The sequence below is a fragment of the Carboxylicivirga fragile genome (assembly GCF_050589805.1).
GTDB classification, from domain to species: Bacteria; Bacteroidota; Bacteroidia; order Bacteroidales; family Marinilabiliaceae; genus Carboxylicivirga; species Carboxylicivirga fragile.
Genome location: NZ_JBNGOY010000075.1, coordinates 1 through 16,578 on the forward strand (window position 1 = coordinate 1; position 16,578 = coordinate 16,578).

Here is a 16,578-nt window from a genome sequence, read left to right on the forward strand (position 1 = left end):
CCACATATGCCATCCTCCGTAGTTCGTTCCTCACTCCTCCATATCTGCCACCCTTGCTCCACTCGCAGTCGGCTCGACCCGCCATTCCACCGCAAACCATTACAATCGTCGTTCCTCCTCATTTCATTAATTGCGCTTCCATCCCCCCGATCACTATCGGTGGCGCTAGCCGCAGGCGCTTGTCCCAATAATAGTTTCACCATTATTATTAAATTTGACGTCACGCATAAACAAAGCAGTGTCATGTCTAGAACTATTACATTTTTCCTTTTCTTTTCTCTTGCAATACCATTTTGGGCTCAATATCAACCATCTTCTTCTGGCGAAGTTATAGAGCATACCTACTTTTCACTATCATTCATAGAAGATCACGAACAAGCTGAATGGGTTTACTATAAACTAACGCATGAATTAGTCAATGGTAGTCAAAGTCGTACAGATAACTTTCGTCCTGATCCCGGTATATCAACAGGCTCTGCTACTCTTGAGGACTACAAAGGGTCTGGTTATGATCGAGGTCATCTCTGCCCTGCAGGTGATATGAAAATAAACAAAACTGCTATGAGCGAAACCTTTTACATGAGCAATATGTCACCACAAGCACCATCCTTTAATCGTGGCATATGGAAAAAATTGGAAGCAACCGTTCGCAATTGGGCTATTATTGAAGACTCAATTCATATTGCGACGGCTGGTGTTCTGTCTTCAAATAATTCTCATATTAGCTCCAATGAAGTATCGGTACCTGAATATTACTACAAAGTCATATATGCTCCGAAGGCACAAAAGATGATTGCTTTCATCCTTCCCAACCAAAAGAGTAATGTTCCTTTACACTCTTTTATTGTATCTGTAAATGAAGTGGAAGCTCTCACAGGCATTGACTTTTTTCCTCAGTTACCAGATTCATTAGAAAATAAACTGGAAGCACATTCTAATACTTCGCTTTGGTCATTCAAACAATATTCCCCATCACCATCAAACACTTCTAACTCTTCGTCAGCTGTTCAATGCTTAGGAATTGCAAAATCAACAGGCAATAGGTGTAAAAAGAAAACAACTAATGCGAATGGCTATTGTAATGCTCATAAGAATCAAGCACATAATCAATAGTTAAAAATTAACCCTTACATCTCAAATGTAAACATCGTACATCTCACTTCGAATATCCTAATAGCCGCCTTCAAATCCTTAAACGAAGATCTCCCAGCCTGACAAATAGTAAAGGTCTCCCGATAAAGTGCCACTAATTCCGTTCCTCCATAAGTGGTCACTAATAGGCGGGATCGAGTGAGAATGATATTTCTTGATGAGGTAAGTTTTTTGTGTCAACAAATATCATCCTCAACCTTGACTTATTTGACAGGCTGAAAAAAAGGTGGTTTAAGCCTTTAAGGCTGGGATAATATTTACAGCTCTAAACGATTAGTAACTTTCCTTAGAACATTTCAACATCAAACATCCTAATATCCATCTCGATCCACACCTCATCGCCATTCAACAAAGCACCTCTCACTACTGGATAAATCCGATCATAAGCCACTGTACTGTTCCCTATAAAACCACTCTTCACTTGATTGTTATTAATACTATCTCCAACCAATAAACAACCCGCTGTATCATCATCGTCATTGCCTTTATGAATCAATATATCGGTAAAGCCAGGCACATCCATAATCTGAAGCATTCCCTTATGGAAATCAGAACCATAGCGCTTAAGATACCTTGTATGATGACCGCCATAGGTCCGTAATTTGACTTGGTACTTGCCAGCAGGGATTCGTGTTTCACCCATTACTTTAACCTCTCGAAATTCATCCTCCAAAGTATAACAGGCAAACAAACCATCGATAAACAATAGCCCCAAAGTACTCTCCTTTGAACCGCTATATCTAATCACCTTTAAATTCATAATCAATCATTTTAACTATCTGTGTAAAACTTGTCCCATAAAACTATGAACTGGATTCGACCGACCTCAGCAACGCAGCTGGGGCACCCACTTGATGAAGCGCAGAATAGGAAGATTTGATACCAAGCTGCAAATCCTTAAATCTTCCTCGAAGCGAATCTTTAGTGGGTCAGCGAGTGCTGCAGTCTTGATTTTTTGCAAACTTTTTTATCAAGAAAAAAGTTTGAGCCATTGTGGCTTGAGCAAACCTGTCTGGTAAGACAACATCATGTAAATCATCTCATTTCTCACTACTGAAAGCTCTCTTCTTTTTCTCCATCATCTCACTCACCAAAGGCCCAACATTCTTAACCGCCCTTTCTCCAAATAAGAAACCCAGCACCAAAAAATTAATAATCCAAAAGGCTGATTCCAATTTCTCGTTTCCATTTAAGGGCCAATTTTCTGCAAACACCATATAATCCATATAGGCTACAAAATATCCCCACAAAGGCCGTTGAGCACCGCGGATAAATAGCACAACCTTACCCAACCAGCCAGATTCATTTAGATCCTTGGCTGTACCCTCCAATTCCTTAACTCTTTGATTAAATTCCTGCTCCGCCTCCAGGGAAAGTTTAACTGCTTCTATTTCGTGCCGGTGTTTTAATTCAAGCAACTCAGCTTTCATCTGCTGCTTTTCAGATCCAGTTGTCACAAACCGATCAACAAGGTCACCCACATCCTTAAATAATCCATTACTAAACAAGGCACTTATCTTTTCAAATAATTTCATCTCTATACCATTTCTATAAACTGTAAATCATCTTGATACTTTGTACTCATATCTTATACCATTTGAACTTTGAATGTGGCCTTATTATTTTTGGTATAATGCCGGTGCTACAATGAATGGCCTTAGCAAATGAAATGCAGATAAGGCCAACTTCATTGTGTGATCGGTATTAGTACTTAAAAAGAAGAAAAAGCCCCTGGACCAACACAATCCAAGGGCTCATCAACACAACACCTAACCTATATCAGAGCCAAAAAACCCCAACTATGATTTTTTTTCTGAATGATTCTTAATGAAGTACTTCAATAGCCACGAGACCACAAAACTAACTACAGTACCAAGCACTGTATAAAAGATAGTTTCCACCATTCCTTCAAAAGAAATTCCGTTCAAAACACTAATGAAGGAACCTCCTAAAAAACCAGCCTTACCACTACTATTCAATGAAGCATCACTCATAACTTAAGCATTTAAGAATGTCGTAAAACCTATGCTAGTGCGCGAGTCCCCTCGCGTTCATAACACATTTATTAAACCACATCCACCTCAACAATAGCCATAGGATTATGCGTCTTCGTTTGAATAGGATACATGTGTCCATTGACTTCCTGAAAATACTCCACTCCAACAACAATAAACACAGGATGAGGTGAATCAGCGCTTATAGCACTATCCAGATTAATAGCAGCCTGATCCAAAATTGCAAGTTCCACATCAGCACTTTCATTTACATCTACTTCGTAGCTTTGATTTCCAAAATCAACTGCCGCCATTGCCAGGATGAAACGAACATGCGTAGCACCTTCCACCTGAGGGATCTCCTCATTTGGGTTAAAGGCATCAATCGCAACTTGAGATGTACCTGCAGCACGGTCAAATACAATTGTATGACTCAACTTCAAAATTGATTCCAACGAAGCTACATTGTTAAACTCAAATCCTTTTAAAACGGTTAAATCACCATCCACCACAGTACGCTCACCTCTTCGATTAGTCGTATCCGCCTGAATAGCCTTCAAAATCGTTGCCGCCAATCGGTTCGACACGCGCTTATCAGCAGCTCTCACCAACACTTCGTTCAAAGCATTGCGCAATTCCTTTCCTGCCTTACCAGCCCGACCAAACTCAGCACCGTTCTCTCTGGTCCTGGCATACGCCGGATCCTTCTTGATACGTTCTCCATCCACACCACCTTTTTCTCGTGCCATAAACTGACCACCACTTTTGTAAAATGACAAATCACCAACACGACCTTCCAATTTAATTACTCCCTTTTGCCTTGCCATAACTTTAATTTTTACGAATTAATATGCTTAAAGTACGATCAGATGGATAGTAATTCAAATCATCATGTCCCTTCTGTCCTTGTATGGCATTTTTGACCAAAAACAGTCCTAAAATAAGGCATAGTATTAGTATCTTAGAAGTAGCATTCAAGTATGGATAAAGTATAGATATAGTAGTAAAACAGTATTATGACAATCAAATTAAACCGACTTTGCATTTACCCAAAAGATGTGCAACGCATCACGGGTAAAAGTGAAAAAGCAAGCAGGCGCTTATTACAAGTCATTAAAGCCAAATTAGGAAAGGAAGGGCATCAGTTTATCACAACTGAGGAATTCGCCTTGCACACGGGCATTAAAGAAGAGTTAGTGCGGCAATATCTCAATGATTAATAACTCACCCTTTTCAACTATTACAAGGCTTCTTATGTCGACAATCCATTAAATTTGCACTCCATTAAATCACCTGTATTGAACTTATTCTATTCAAATATCAACAATTCAAACCAACAATCACTAACCATTAAGTTCCAAGCTTATCTATAAGTTAATCTGATAACTTAAATTAGCAATAACTTGTACTCATTTGCACCCTTTTAACTAGCGTCAAAACTTACTATTTTGTATCTTTGCAATTGTCAATGGACATCAAACAGAATCAAATCATTTCATATTTTTTGTGACCTATTCAATGACCTCATAAAAAATGAGTATTTGTAACGTGTTGGATAATAGAGTATTTGTGGAAATGATGTGATTCCCGCCGAGGTCACCGATAATAAAAGAGAAAGCCCTTTAAGCATTACTTCAAGGGCTTTCTTGTGTTTTGAACTATTCTCTTTTTACAAATTCTCCAAGGCCAGCTTAAAATGCTTAGTGACCACTTCAGCCGGTTCAGTGAGCTTATCATTACCCAACATGCTCATCACCTGGCTCGGATCAATCATTACCACTTCAGTTGTATTTTCGTCAATGTATTTTATAATCACCTTGCAAGGTAAAAATAGTCCGATGTTTTCTTCTGCCTGAACGGTTTCGTAGGCTAGTTTTGGATTACAGGCACCAAGTAAACGATAAGGCCGTGCATTGGCATCAATGCCTTTCTCAATAAACTTTTCGTGCATGTTAACTTCAGTAACTATTCCAAACTGTTGTTCTGCCAAACTTGCCTTTACTTTGTCACTTGCTTCTTCAAAAGGTAAGTTTAATGTTTTGCTAAAGTAATAAGTATCTACGGTTTGTGCGTTTAAAGTGCTCATTGTTATAAGTGTTAATGCAATTGTTAATATTGTTTTTGATATCATGATTCAAACTAATTGGTTAAATTCTTATTTACTTTAACAAAGTAAGTTTAAGTATGTTTAAATCTAGATACTTTAATAAGATCATTGTCCTCATCTAATTTATTACTTACATATTAACTTGTCAATTATTCAACCATAAGATTATATATTCCTGAAATAAGTAATTCTTTACTCTTGTCTGCATTAACGATTTCAATGAATTCTTTATTTGACATCCCCGTTTCTACTTTCGTCTGTCTCAAATACAAGTCCTTCTCGGTGTGTTTCTCAATATAAAACACATAATATTGATTTTCCTTTTTGGTGACTGCTGTTTTGGGTAGAGCTAATGCGCTTTTTGTGTCAGAAATAATTTCTGTTTGAACAAATACACCATTTATAAAATCAGATTTCGCTTCTGATAGTATCCTCGCTTTACATTCTAGTGTTTTTGATTCAGGATTAATTGTTTTTGAAATAGCAGTGAGTACACCTTTGTATTTAAGAGTGTCAGCATCTGTGAATCCAAAATTTAATGTGTCGCCAAGAGCAATGTATTGTGCATCATGCTCAAAAATAGCTAAACTTAATTGTAGCTGATTGGTATCGATAATTTCTAAAATTTCACTTTGTTCATTTATGTTTTGTCCAAGTGCAATGTCCAATTTACTTATGTGTCCGTTAATGGGTGAAATAATAGGGTAGTACTTATACAGTTTGCCAGATTCAATGTTTTCGACATTTAATTTAAGTAGTTCTAATTGAAGCTTAAAAGCATTGTATGTAGCTAATGTAGTGTAGTATTCACTTTCCACTTTTAAATAGTCTTTTTCGGTGCCAATGTTCTCATCAAAAAGGGTCTTTCGCCGCTTAAATTCAGCTTTGTTTTTTTTGAGTTCAGCCCTGTTTTTAAGATAATCTTCCTGAAGTAAGATGAGTTCTGAAGTGGAGATTAAAACTAATACTTCTCCTTTTGTCACATAATCGCCCATTCTGCAATTAATCGTTTCAACTCTTCCGTTTAGCTTTGAGTTGAGGTGTGCCATTGCGTTTGGAGGAGAGGAAACAGTACCATTACAATTTATGAGCTGGGTAAAAGTATGTTTGGAAGCAGTTCCTATTTTCATGTCCTCACTTTCGAAATGCTGCTGACTTATTCGAATCAAATCAGAATCTTGCTTATTTGTGTCAATTGTGGTTTCGTTACTAAGTTGGCATCCGCTAAGTATGGTGCTGAATACAAAGGTAATTGCAAGTTGTGTAATCTTTATTGTTGTCATAGTATTAAAGCTTACTGAAGGTGGTTTAACTCAAGGGTTAATTGATTATAGCTATTTGCACTATCATAATAATTTAGGATGATGTGCATGGCATTTTCGATACTCATAATGAATTGAAAAAACTCTATATCTCCTAGTTCATAACTTTTGCGCGCTGTACGTATTATTTCTAAACTGAGTTCTTTCCCCGTTTGTTCGTAAAATGTGATGGTTTCCTGATGTTTTAGAAGTTCTTTTTGCAAAGCTTGTTTACGATTATTATACGAAGTGATGTAATGAGCTCGAAGACTCTCATTGGCATTAATGGCTATTTTTCCTGCTTTTATTCGAGCCCTTTGCTCGCCAAAAAATAGAGGGATAGCTAAGCCCAGATGTACACCCTGATAGTTTTGAGCAAGGTCGTACGAATTAGTGCCATTATAATAGCCTATTTTTATATCGGGTAGAAGTTTGTTTTTTTCTACATTCAATAGCGCATTATGGTAGTCTTTTTGCGTTTCAATTGATTGATATGCAAAGCTTTCTTTCAATTCATTCTCCAATACCTTCAAAATGTTCATCTCTTGAATAGGAATATTAAATACACTATCGGTTTGCAAATGAGCGTTTAATTTTTCTTTGGCAATGTCGAGTTCATATTGTAATTGAGAGACGACTATACTGACCTGCTTTTGCTTCGCTTGAGCGTTTAATAAATCGATGCGACTCATATCTCCATGATCAAACCGCAGATTTGCGGTTTTGGAAAAGTTTTGATATAAACTATCTACCTCGTGATACAATTGTTCTTTATTAAGTAGGTAGATAATGTGGTAATAGCTTTGTGAAACTTCTTTAATGAGTTGTTGTTTACTAAGATTTAACTCTTTTTCAAAAACATTCGTTCTAATAACAAATGCTTTTTTAGTAGAGGTGTAAACCGTCGGGAAACTAAAGTCTTGTTCTATTCCAAAAACATTTAAAGGGTAGCCATTGTCTGCTATGTTATTTTCATCATGATCAAAATACAATTGAGTTTTACTTATCGAATAAGCAGTGCTTTGTAAGGCCTCGCTTTCTTTAACTTTAAGGTATTCTGAATTTATATGCTGATTATTTTGTAGGGCTATTTCTATGGCTTCATCCAAACTTAATTGCCTTGATTGAGCTAAGCTCGACGAAAATGGAAGTGTAATAATGAGACCTAACATTAAAGGTTTAGAACGTATTAGTTTTAGTGGCCATAATTTGATGCTTTTTACATTGTAAAACAATTCAAAAAGTAGTGGTAGTGCGATCATCGTTAATAAGGTTGAGGTAATTAATCCGCCAATTACGACTGTGGCAAGTGGACGTTGTACTTCGGCACCTGCGCCGCTCGAAATGGCCATTGGTAAAAATCCCATAGCCGCTGCCGCTGCCGTCAGCATTACTGGGCGTAGTCTGTTTTTGGCACCGGTAATAATTAGTTCTCTAATGTTACTGATTGATCCTTTTAGTTGTAATTCCTTTAAATGTTCTATTAGAACAATGCCATTTAAAACCGCAATTCCAAAAAGTGCGATAAAACCAATCCCTGCTGATACACTAAAGGGCATTCCGCGCAACCATAAAGCAAGCACGCCACCAACAGTCGATAGCGGAACGGCTGTGAAAATTAACAAGGCATCTTTGAACGAATTGAAAGCGAAGTGTAGAAAAATAAATATAAGCAATAAGGCAAGTGGAACAGCGTAAATTAAACGCTTAGTGGCATTCTCTAGATTCTCGAATTGGCCACCATATTGGATGTAATAACCAGGAGTTAAGCTTACTTTTTCGTTAACGATGTTTTTAATGTCGTTTACCACGGACTGTAAATCACGATTGCGAACATTTACGCTAACAACAACTCGCCGTCGCGTATTCTCGCGCGATATTTTTGCCGGGCCTTCACTAAACGAAATACTTGCCAATTCTTTTAAGGGAATTTGCTTACCATTTTTTAATGGAACTTGCAGATATTCGATATCATCAATGTCGGCTCGGTTGCTTTGTGGTAATCGCAGAACCATGTCAAATCGTTTTTCGCCTTCAAAGACTGTTCCGGTAGTTTCTCCACCAAAAGCCATTGCTAGATAGCCGTTAAGCGTTTTTATGTCTACTCCGTAGTAAGCTATTTTATTACGCTTGTAAATGACACTCATTTGAGGTAGCCCGGCTGTTTTTTCAAGTATGATATCGGCTGCGCCTGGCACATTTTCAATAAGCTTTTTTATTGCATTGGCTTTTTTATCCAAATAGTCTAGATCATCGCCAAATATTTTGATAGCAATGTCAGCACGTACACCAGTTATTAATTCATTAAAGCGCATTTGTATGGGTTGTGTAAATTCATATTCGATACCTGGAATAATGGATAGCGCGCTCTTGAATTTATCAGCTAACTCTGCTTTGTTTCTCGCCGATGTCCAAGTCTTTTTTGGATTCAGTTTGATAATCATATCTATTTCCTCCATCGACATGGGATCGGTTGGTACTTCAGCTGCACCAATGCGACAAACAATTTGATCAACTTCAGGAAACTGATCGATAAGAATTTTCTCCATTCGCGTTGTGGTTTCAACGGTCTTTGATAATGATGTTCCAGTTTTTAATACAGGTTGAATGACAAAGTCGCCTTCATCGAGTGTAGGAACAAATTCACCTCCCATTCTTGAAAATATGATGCCTGTTAATATCATGATCATCAGTGAGGAGCCAAGTATGTATTTTTTATTTCGGCACGACCACTCTATTACAGGTGCGTATGACCGATGGGCTGCATTCATTACCCATTCGGAGAGTTTATTCTTTTTTTCTTTCTCAGGCTTTAAGAATAATGAAGCTGCGACAGGAAGCCAGGTTAATCCGAGTATCATGGCACCAATTATTGCGAAACTAAAGGATAAAGCCATTGGGCGAAACATCTTTCCTTCAACACCTGTGAGAGATAAAATAGGAATGAATACAATGAGGATGATGATTTGTCCAAATATGGCCGAATTCATCATCTTTGATGCGCCTTGATAGGTAATCTCATCCATTAATGATTGCTGCTTATCACCGCTGGTTTGATTGAATTTCCCTTTGTTCACCGTGACTCGAATCACAATGTATTCTACAATAATAACAGCGCCGTCAATGATGATGCCAAAGTCAAGTGCACCCAAACTCATTAAGTTAGCATCAACACCAAAAACATACATCATAGATAGGGTAAATAATAAGGAGAGTGGAATCATCGATGCGATAACCAATGCCGATCGCAGGTTTCCGAGCAGTAAAATAACAATAAGGACAACGATGATACAGCCCAAAACAAGATTCTCAATTACGGTGAAGGTTGTTTTGCCGATAAGTTCACTGCGTTCTAAAATGGGGTTAATAAAAACACCTTCGGGTAAACTTTGTTGAACTTCAGCAACTCGCTGTTTCACTTCGTTAATAACCACTTTTGAGTTGGCATCTTTGAGCATCATAATTTGGCCCAACACTTTTTCGCCGGCACCATTTGCGGTGATGGCACCATACCTGTTGGCATAACCAAATTGGACTTCGGCAAGGTCTCCAATGAGAATTGGTAAGCCATTGATGTTTTTAACAACAATGTGATTGATGTCTTCAATAGATTTAACCAAGCCATCGCCTCTAATGAAATAACTCTGATTGTCCTTTTCGATATATGCTCCACCTGATATACTATTATTACTTTCGAGAGCCGAAAAAACTTCCATTAATGTAATGTCGTAACTTAGCAAACGGTTAGGAAAAACTGCGATTTCGTATTGTTTCAGATGACCACCCCAACTATTAACTTCTACTACCCCATCAATGCCCGAAAGCCGTCTGCGTACAATCCAATCTTGTATAGTTCGCAAGTCCATCGATGAGTAACGATCTTCAAAGCCTGGTTTAACATCTAATATGTATTGGTATATTTCGCCCAAACCCGTGGTTATGGGCCCCATCTCTGGTGTTCCAAAACCTTCTGGGATATTGGCCGACGCGGATTTTATCTTTTCTGCAATGAGCTGACGGGGTAAAAATGTCCCCATGTCATCCTCAAAAACGATGGTTACAACTGAGAGTCCAAACTTAGAAATAGAACGAATTTCTTCGACACCGGGTAAGTTTGCCATTTCCAACTCAATAGGAGCTGTAATGAATTGTTCAATTTCTTGAGTTGATAAATTTCCTGAAGTGGTAATTACTTGCACTTGATTATTGGTGACATCAGGCACTGCACCTATTGGAATATTAGTTATTGAGAAAATGCCAAAGGCAACTATTGTTAAGGTGAAAAGTATAACAATAAATTTATTGGCAATACTGTAATTTATTATTTTGCTCAACATACAATCAGGGTTTGATTTGCATTGAAGTATTAAGAAGAAAAGATTTTAATGAAGAGATATTTAAATTTAGCTTGCTGGTATTCAGTTGTGTTAGCTAAATTAATTAATAAAGGTAAGGTGATCCTCTTAATGTTGTCGGACCATGAATATAGGTCGTGTTTATTGGTGGGGACTCATTGCGTTTTTTATTCAGTTTATATGGGCAATGATTTTTCCTTTCGGCAATAACTATTTTTTGAATTTCATCATCAAGATAAATTGAAAACAAGACCTTTTCATTATCGGAGTCAACAAGCTTGTATTTTTCAAGATGCTCACTTCCAATATTCGTTGAAAGGAAACCTTGTATGAGATCCCAGAGCTGAAGTTCGTTGGATTGCCTAATGCTTGACGGAAATGATTCTGTTTTGTGCGAATGCGACACAAGAGTATGCCCAACCAAAATGGTAAGTGAGGCATAAAGTAGTATCCGCTGTATCATTCGCATCTCTTCAAATTAAAGTAATTAATCAAAGTTGTGTCTTAAACAGAAGTTAATGCTGTTTTGTTTATATCTGTTAACACCGGCCTCTAGCACAAGGACTATTAGTTATGAAAAATCCCATAAATCCACCAAAGAAAAAGCTTTGTATGATATCACCTGCGCTCATCTTTGCCATGTGTTGACCTTCGGTGAAATAAAAATACGTAAAACTAATAGCTGCACCAACTATCACGTATATTGTTGACTTAATAAAATGCTTGGATTTTAGTTTTCTCTTGAACCAATTGCCTTCCGGTTTAATTTCTAATTGTTTGAACTTCATCTCAAGTATCTAAATATTTAGATACAAATATAAGTAAAAATATTAAAGACAAATTTATTTTCTAAGATGCAATTGGTGGAAATAATTAGAGCATTTGGCGTGAGGAAATAGTTTTTAAAACTGGTAGACCATAAAATGAGCGCTGTAAAATTGAAAAAAAACTGTAAGCACTTAGTTTTTATGAAAGCCTCTGTTAATAACTAATGCGTCATTATATCAGTGGGTAAGGGCGGGTGTTAAGTTTAAGTTTTAACTGTTAAAATTTGTATAATAAAAAAATAGATCTTAAATTGGTCGACCAATTAGGTGGTCAGGCAGGTGTTTAATGTATCAAAGCCCTTTATCATTCAATGCTAACTAAAGAATTTGTTTTAATGAGAGTAAGATTGACAAACCAGAAACTTCGAAAGGAAGCAAATGTCATTTTCACGATAATGATGTCACTAATGCTGATGCATGGTAATATTGTTATAGCAGAAAATTATCTTATCTCATCAGCATCAGAATTAAGCAATTTAAATAGCAGTCTTCACCCTGGTGATACTGTTTTTATGAAAGCAGGACAATGGATTGATCAGGAGTTGGTTTTTGAAGCCAACGGAACTTCGGCTAAGCCAATAGTATTAGCTGCTGAAAGTAAAAACACAGTAATTCTTACAGGAACTTCACATCTTAATATAGCGGGAGAATATTTAGTAGTTGATGGTTTAACTTTTGAGAATGGTTACACCGATGGTTCTGCCGTTGTTGAGTTCAGACGGAACTCGTCGAATTTGGCAAATCATTGTCGATTAGTAAATACAAGCATTCTTAATTATAACCCATCCGATAAGGATGAAGATTATAAGTGGGTCTCGGTTTATGGTGCTCATAATAGAGTTGACCATTGTCATTTTGAAGGCAAGCAACATTCAGGAACAACTTTAGTAGTATGGTTAAATGGAGAGCCAAACTATACACAAATCGATCACAACTATTTTGGTGCTCGACCAGATTTAGGTTACAACGGAGGCGAAACCATTCGTATAGGAACAAGTACTAATAGCATGCAGGAGTCACGAGCCATTGTTGAATTTAACTTATTTGAAGAATGTGACGGAGAGATTGAAATCATTTCGAATAAGTCGTGTTTTAATATTTATCGATACAATACTTTCCGCGATAATAATGGCTGTTTAACCATACGTCATGGTAACGATTGTGAAGTTTACGGAAACTTCTTTTTAGGTGAAAACAAGTCCTCTGGTGGCGTGCGTATTATAGGAGAGCGTCATAAAGTTTATAACAATTATTTCGAAGGTTTGAAGGGTGATGGTTACCGATCGGCTATTTGTATGATGAATGGCGTGCCTAATTCACCGCTTAATAGATATTTTCAAGTAATTGAGGCTGAGGTGGCATTTAATACCATCGTTAACTGTAAGGTTCCTTTTACTATTGGAGCAGGAAAAGATTCAGAAAAGACTTTAGCTCCAAAGGACTGTAAAGTAGCTAATAATATCATGGATGATATCTATGATGAAGTGATTGAATTGGATGATACGCCAATCGATATGCTTTGGGAAGGAAATGTTGCGAATGCAGATGCAGATGATGTGGTGATTAAGGAAGGTATCTCATTTTTCGATCCAGAGTTAATTAATCAGGATGGAGCCTTTCGATTGAGTAGTGGAAGTGATGCCATTGATGCAGCCGAAGGAACGTATGACTATGTTCAAACTGATATTGATAATGAAGATAGAGATGGATCGAAAGATGTTGGTTGTGATGAGTATTTATCTAATACAGATTATAGTAGAGCTTTGGTGAAAGATGATGTAGGGCCCTATACGGGAGATGAAGAGAAGGAAACTTCAATTACTAAACTAATTGAAGTAAATGATATGGTGAAACTTGTGGTAATTAATAATTCAATTAAATTGAAAGTTATGGATCCCAAATATTTGCCTATTCAATATATGATGTATGATATTACAGGTAGAACAATAATGGCAGGAGATTTATATGAAGAAGATGAAGTGTTCAACCTTAATAAGTTGTCATGTTATTTATTGTCATTTAGGTCTTTAAAAGGGTATGTGCAGAATGATAAAATTATTTTATCGCAGTAAGTAGTGCAAGATGTAGATATAGTGTGTAGTGATTTGATTAAGTTTTTAATTATTGATTATTGTATTTTTGGTTGTTCCAAAAAGGAAATAAAAAGAGTAAAAGAGGAGAAATAATTATGGAGTTACTTGAAAATTTCAAAACAATAGAGGTTGAAACACCTGTAGATAAGATAATCAGACAGATTAGAGGCTTAATCATTGCGGGGTATTTAAAGCCTGGAGATAAATTACCATCTGAGCGTAAGCTTTCTGAAAAATTAGGTGTTGGTAGAACGTATATCAGAGATGCCATAAAAAAACTGGAGTTTTTAGGAATCTTAAATACACTTCCACAAAGTGGGGTGGTGATTAATGGTGTTGATATTGCTGCCATGGAAGGTTTGCTCTCAAACGTTATGAAACTTGAGAAGCCTGACTTCCATTCTTTGGTTGAAACGCGCGTAATGATGGAGAGGCATTCGGTTCAGCAAGCCGCTATACGACGCACTGAAGAAGATATTCAAAAGCTTGAAGATGCTCTGTTAGCTTACGAAAAGAAGATTGAAAAGGGTGTTTCTGCTGAAAATGAAGACTTTGTTTTTCACTTACGAATAGCTGAAGCAGGGCATAATTCAGTAATTAAAACGATGATGCTAATAATACTGCCAGATATTCTAAAGATTTACAGAAGCGAAGATGTTTGTAATGAGTCAAAGCTCTCAAAAACTTTTGGAGAACATCGCCAAATACTGGAAGCAATTAAAAAACAGGATGTAGAGGCATCCGTTCAGAATATGTCAACACACTTAGAAGATGTACTTAAATTCAGTAAATCCAAAATATAAATAAAAATGAGAATAATGTAGAAAAACAATTCTTAAAAAAATAGTGCGCTGGCACGCACTATTTACACAGTACAAATATTCCTGGAAGAATCTCAATAACTGTCATATAGCCTAGGGCTAATGATTTGTTTAGAGTCGTATTGTGTTACGCAAAGCTAATAAAAAATCTATTTTTAATTAATTAATAAATCATAAAGCATGTTAAGGTGCTGATAAGTAGCGATTTGTTAATGAAAAAAATTCGAGTAATGAAACGAAAAATCCTATTTACATTACTAATGATTACCGGAGTCTTTACACAGCTTTTTGCGCAGACGCTTACAGGCCGTGTAGTTGATTCGAGCGATAACACGGCCCTGATAGGGGTAAGTGTTTACCAAAAAGGAACCACCAATGGTACAATTACCGATATTGAAGGTAATTTTAGCTTAAGCGTGGAAGGAGAAAATGCAGTTATAATTTTTTCATACATAGGTTATGAACAACAGGAAATAGCTGTTGGGAGCGAAACTGTTTTTAATGTAGCTTTAGTATCTGATGTATCAGGTCTTGATGAAGTTGTTGTTATTGGATACGGGGTTCAGAAAAAATCGCATCTAACAGGAGCTATTTCGAAAGTAGTGAATGAGAATTTAGATCAAATAGCTGTTGCAAGGGTAGATGATGCTTTAATTGGGCAAGTTTCTGGTGTAAATATTCAGGCAACTTCTGCTGAAGCTGGAGCTGCTCCAACAATTACAATTAGAGGTTTTGGATCGATAACAGGTGAATCTGGACCTGCAGTTGTAGTTGACGGTGTTGTGGTTGATCCTAGTTTTCTTGGAAATCTGGATATGAATGACATCGAGTCTTTTGAGGTACTAAAAGATGCCGCCTCTGCCGCTATTTACGGTAGTGAAGGATCTAACGGTGTAATTATGATTACGACAAAGACCGGCAAAGAAGGAAAAACAGTATTCTCGTATGACATGTTTACAGGATACAAATCTGCCTTTGGAAGTGATGATTATAAGAAAAATTTATCAGATTGGTCAGCTAAAGAGTTAGCTGCTACTGGTCAAATTTCGGAAGCTACTCAATATGCACATAAAATAGTTGAGGTTACAGGTATTGACAGAGATTGGCAAGATGTATTTTTTAACGGAGGTATTATCACCAGTCACTCTTTATCAGCCAGTGGCGGATCTGAAAATACCAAATTTTCTACTTCATTAAGATATTTGCATGACGAAGGTGTTGTTATTACAGATGACTACAAACTGTATTCTGCAAAACTGAAAATAGATAGTAAGATTGGCAAAAGATTAAAGTTTGGTTTGAGTGCGACGCCTTCTTATTCAAAAAGAAGAGCTTTACCTACTTCTGTTCATAATCCCATAAGACAATCACCATGGTTGCCTATATACCATACGCAGGAGACATTACAATTTATTAATAGAGATGTATATCCCGACGTTGGAGTTGGAGATTATTTTAATGAAAATCATTTAGTTGAATTGGATTTAGATGGTAATGGTAGTGATAATAGGCCACGTACTACTGGTGATCAAAATGCATATGCGCAATACGTAGAAAGGGAACACTATGAGTATAATACCAAATTATTAACTTCTGCTTATTTGAGTTTTAAAATTATTGATGGTCTTACTGCTAAGAGTGCTTTAGGGGTAACTTTGGAACAACGAAAAAGAACGCGTTGGGATGGAACAAAACACCATGCATCCGGAAGTAGTAGAGCTCAATATTTATTGAATAATAGATACCAAACCAGAATTATTTCTGATAATACCTTATTGTACAACAGGCAGATCGATAATCATGAGTTTAGTGCTTTAGCAGGGTTTACCGTACATGGAGTTGCTAAATTTACACGGACGATTTTTTAGAGATATTAAGACCAAAATAATATCTTAGAAAAATGAGTACACAGAAAAAGTATTACAGTA

Annotated in this window: 14 protein-coding genes; 5 read left to right on the top strand and 9 right to left on the bottom strand. The window is 36.8% G+C overall.

Features of this window, described 5'->3' with window-relative positions:
* Positions 1-203, bottom strand: a 203-nt coding sequence (locus ACRD7B_RS21525) for a hypothetical protein (protein WP_430826731.1), incomplete at its 3' end; no start/stop codon positions are given.
* A gap of 40 nt (positions 204-243) precedes the next feature.
* Here ACRD7B_RS21525 and ACRD7B_RS21530 point away from each other — a divergent pair.
* Positions 244-1,113 carry a DNA/RNA non-specific endonuclease gene (locus tag ACRD7B_RS21530; RefSeq protein WP_430826732.1) on the top strand — a complete coding sequence of 290 codons (870 nt, stop codon included), beginning with the start codon at positions 244-246 and terminating at the stop codon, positions 1,111-1,113.
* A gap of 325 nt (positions 1,114-1,438) precedes the next feature.
* On the opposite strand, the gene ACRD7B_RS21535 is transcribed toward ACRD7B_RS21530, so the two are convergent.
* From ACRD7B_RS21535 to ACRD7B_RS21550, 4 genes are all read right to left on the bottom strand, one after another.
* Complete coding sequence (locus ACRD7B_RS21535; protein ID WP_430826733.1) at positions 1,439-1,912, bottom strand: DUF5675 family protein; 474 nt, start codon at positions 1,910-1,912, stop codon at positions 1,439-1,441.
* 280 nt (positions 1,913-2,192) lie between these two features.
* Positions 2,193-2,687, bottom strand: coding sequence for a hypothetical protein (locus tag ACRD7B_RS21540; RefSeq protein ID WP_430826734.1), 495 nt, complete (start codon positions 2,685-2,687; stop codon positions 2,193-2,195).
* Positions 2,688-2,951: 264 nt separating this feature from the next.
* Entirely contained in the window at positions 2,952-3,146 is a 195-nt protein-coding gene (locus tag ACRD7B_RS21545; RefSeq protein ID WP_430826735.1) for a hypothetical protein, read from the bottom strand.
* A gap of 71 nt (positions 3,147-3,217) precedes the next feature.
* Positions 3,218-3,973 (bottom strand): hypothetical protein, encoded by a 756-nt coding sequence (locus tag ACRD7B_RS21550; RefSeq protein ID WP_430826736.1) that lies wholly within the window; start codon positions 3,971-3,973, stop codon positions 3,218-3,220.
* Positions 3,974-4,162: 189 nt separating this feature from the next.
* Here ACRD7B_RS21550 and ACRD7B_RS21555 point away from each other — a divergent pair, with 189 nt between their 5' ends.
* Positions 4,163-4,366 (top strand): hypothetical protein, encoded by a 204-nt coding sequence (locus ACRD7B_RS21555; RefSeq protein WP_430826737.1) that lies wholly within the window; start codon positions 4,163-4,165, stop codon positions 4,364-4,366.
* A 449-nt stretch (positions 4,367-4,815) separates the two neighbouring features.
* Here ACRD7B_RS21555 and ACRD7B_RS21560 read toward each other — a convergent pair whose 3' ends face one another.
* The 4 genes from ACRD7B_RS21560 to ACRD7B_RS21575 all read right to left on the bottom strand — a co-directional run bounded on the left by ACRD7B_RS21560 (position 4,816) and on the right by ACRD7B_RS21575 (position 11,372).
* Positions 4,816-5,232: a DUF302 domain-containing protein gene (locus tag ACRD7B_RS21560; RefSeq protein ID WP_430826738.1), complete on the bottom strand. Its 417-nt coding sequence runs from the start codon at positions 5,230-5,232 to the stop codon at positions 4,816-4,818.
* Between the two features lie 170 nt (positions 5,233-5,402).
* On the bottom strand, positions 5,403-6,536 hold the full coding sequence (locus ACRD7B_RS21565; RefSeq protein WP_430826739.1) for an efflux RND transporter periplasmic adaptor subunit: 1,134 nt from the start codon (positions 6,534-6,536) through the stop codon (positions 5,403-5,405).
* An 11-nt stretch (positions 6,537-6,547) separates the two neighbouring features.
* Positions 6,548-10,891 (bottom strand): CusA/CzcA family heavy metal efflux RND transporter, encoded by a 4,344-nt coding sequence (locus ACRD7B_RS21570; protein ID WP_430826740.1) that lies wholly within the window; start codon positions 10,889-10,891, stop codon positions 6,548-6,550.
* Positions 10,892-10,994: 103 nt separating this feature from the next.
* On the bottom strand, positions 10,995-11,372 hold the full coding sequence (locus ACRD7B_RS21575) for a hypothetical protein (protein ID WP_430826741.1): 378 nt from the start codon (positions 11,370-11,372) through the stop codon (positions 10,995-10,997).
* Positions 11,373-12,071: 699 nt separating this feature from the next.
* Between ACRD7B_RS21575 and ACRD7B_RS21580 the strand changes: the two genes are divergently transcribed.
* The 3 genes from ACRD7B_RS21580 to ACRD7B_RS21590 all read left to right on the top strand — a co-directional run bounded on the left by ACRD7B_RS21580 (position 12,072) and on the right by ACRD7B_RS21590 (position 16,518).
* Entirely contained in the window at positions 12,072-13,808 is a 1,737-nt protein-coding gene (locus ACRD7B_RS21580) for a polysaccharide lyase 6 family protein (RefSeq protein WP_430826742.1), read from the top strand.
* A gap of 116 nt (positions 13,809-13,924) precedes the next feature.
* Entirely contained in the window at positions 13,925-14,632 is a 708-nt protein-coding gene (locus ACRD7B_RS21585; protein WP_430826743.1) for a FadR/GntR family transcriptional regulator, read from the top strand.
* Between the two features lie 248 nt (positions 14,633-14,880).
* Complete coding sequence (locus tag ACRD7B_RS21590; RefSeq protein ID WP_430826744.1) at positions 14,881-16,518, top strand: SusC/RagA family TonB-linked outer membrane protein; 1,638 nt, start codon at positions 14,881-14,883, stop codon at positions 16,516-16,518.
* The last annotated feature ends 60 nt before the right edge of the window (positions 16,519-16,578 follow it).

Coding starts and splice junctions, on each gene's coding strand:
- ACRD7B_RS21545 (WP_430826735.1), bottom strand. CDS start 3,146: ATGAGTGATGCTTCATTGAATAGTAGTGGTAAGGCTGGTTTTTTAGGA.
- ACRD7B_RS21570 (WP_430826740.1), bottom strand. CDS start 10,891: ATGTTGAGCAAAATAATAAATTACAGTATTGCCAATAAATTTATTGTT.
- ACRD7B_RS21555 (WP_430826737.1), top strand. CDS start 4,163: ATGACAATCAAATTAAACCGACTTTGCATTTACCCAAAAGATGTGCAA.
- ACRD7B_RS21575 (WP_430826741.1), bottom strand. CDS start 11,372: ATGATACAGCGGATACTACTTTATGCCTCACTTACCATTTTGGTTGGG.
- ACRD7B_RS21540 (WP_430826734.1), bottom strand. CDS start 2,687: ATGAAATTATTTGAAAAGATAAGTGCCTTGTTTAGTAATGGATTATTT.
- ACRD7B_RS21535 (WP_430826733.1), bottom strand. CDS start 1,912: ATGAATTTAAAGGTGATTAGATATAGCGGTTCAAAGGAGAGTACTTTG.
- ACRD7B_RS21580 (WP_430826742.1), top strand. CDS start 12,072: ATGAGAGTAAGATTGACAAACCAGAAACTTCGAAAGGAAGCAAATGTC.
- ACRD7B_RS21585 (WP_430826743.1), top strand. CDS start 13,925: ATGGAGTTACTTGAAAATTTCAAAACAATAGAGGTTGAAACACCTGTA.
- ACRD7B_RS21560 (WP_430826738.1), bottom strand. CDS start 5,232: ATGAGCACTTTAAACGCACAAACCGTAGATACTTATTACTTTAGCAAA.
- ACRD7B_RS21590 (WP_430826744.1), top strand. CDS start 14,881: ATGAAACGAAAAATCCTATTTACATTACTAATGATTACCGGAGTCTTT.
- ACRD7B_RS21565 (WP_430826739.1), bottom strand. CDS start 6,536: ATGACAACAATAAAGATTACACAACTTGCAATTACCTTTGTATTCAGC.
- ACRD7B_RS21550 (WP_430826736.1), bottom strand. CDS start 3,973: ATGGCAAGGCAAAAGGGAGTAATTAAATTGGAAGGTCGTGTTGGTGAT.
- ACRD7B_RS21530 (WP_430826732.1), top strand. CDS start 244: ATGTCTAGAACTATTACATTTTTCCTTTTCTTTTCTCTTGCAATACCA.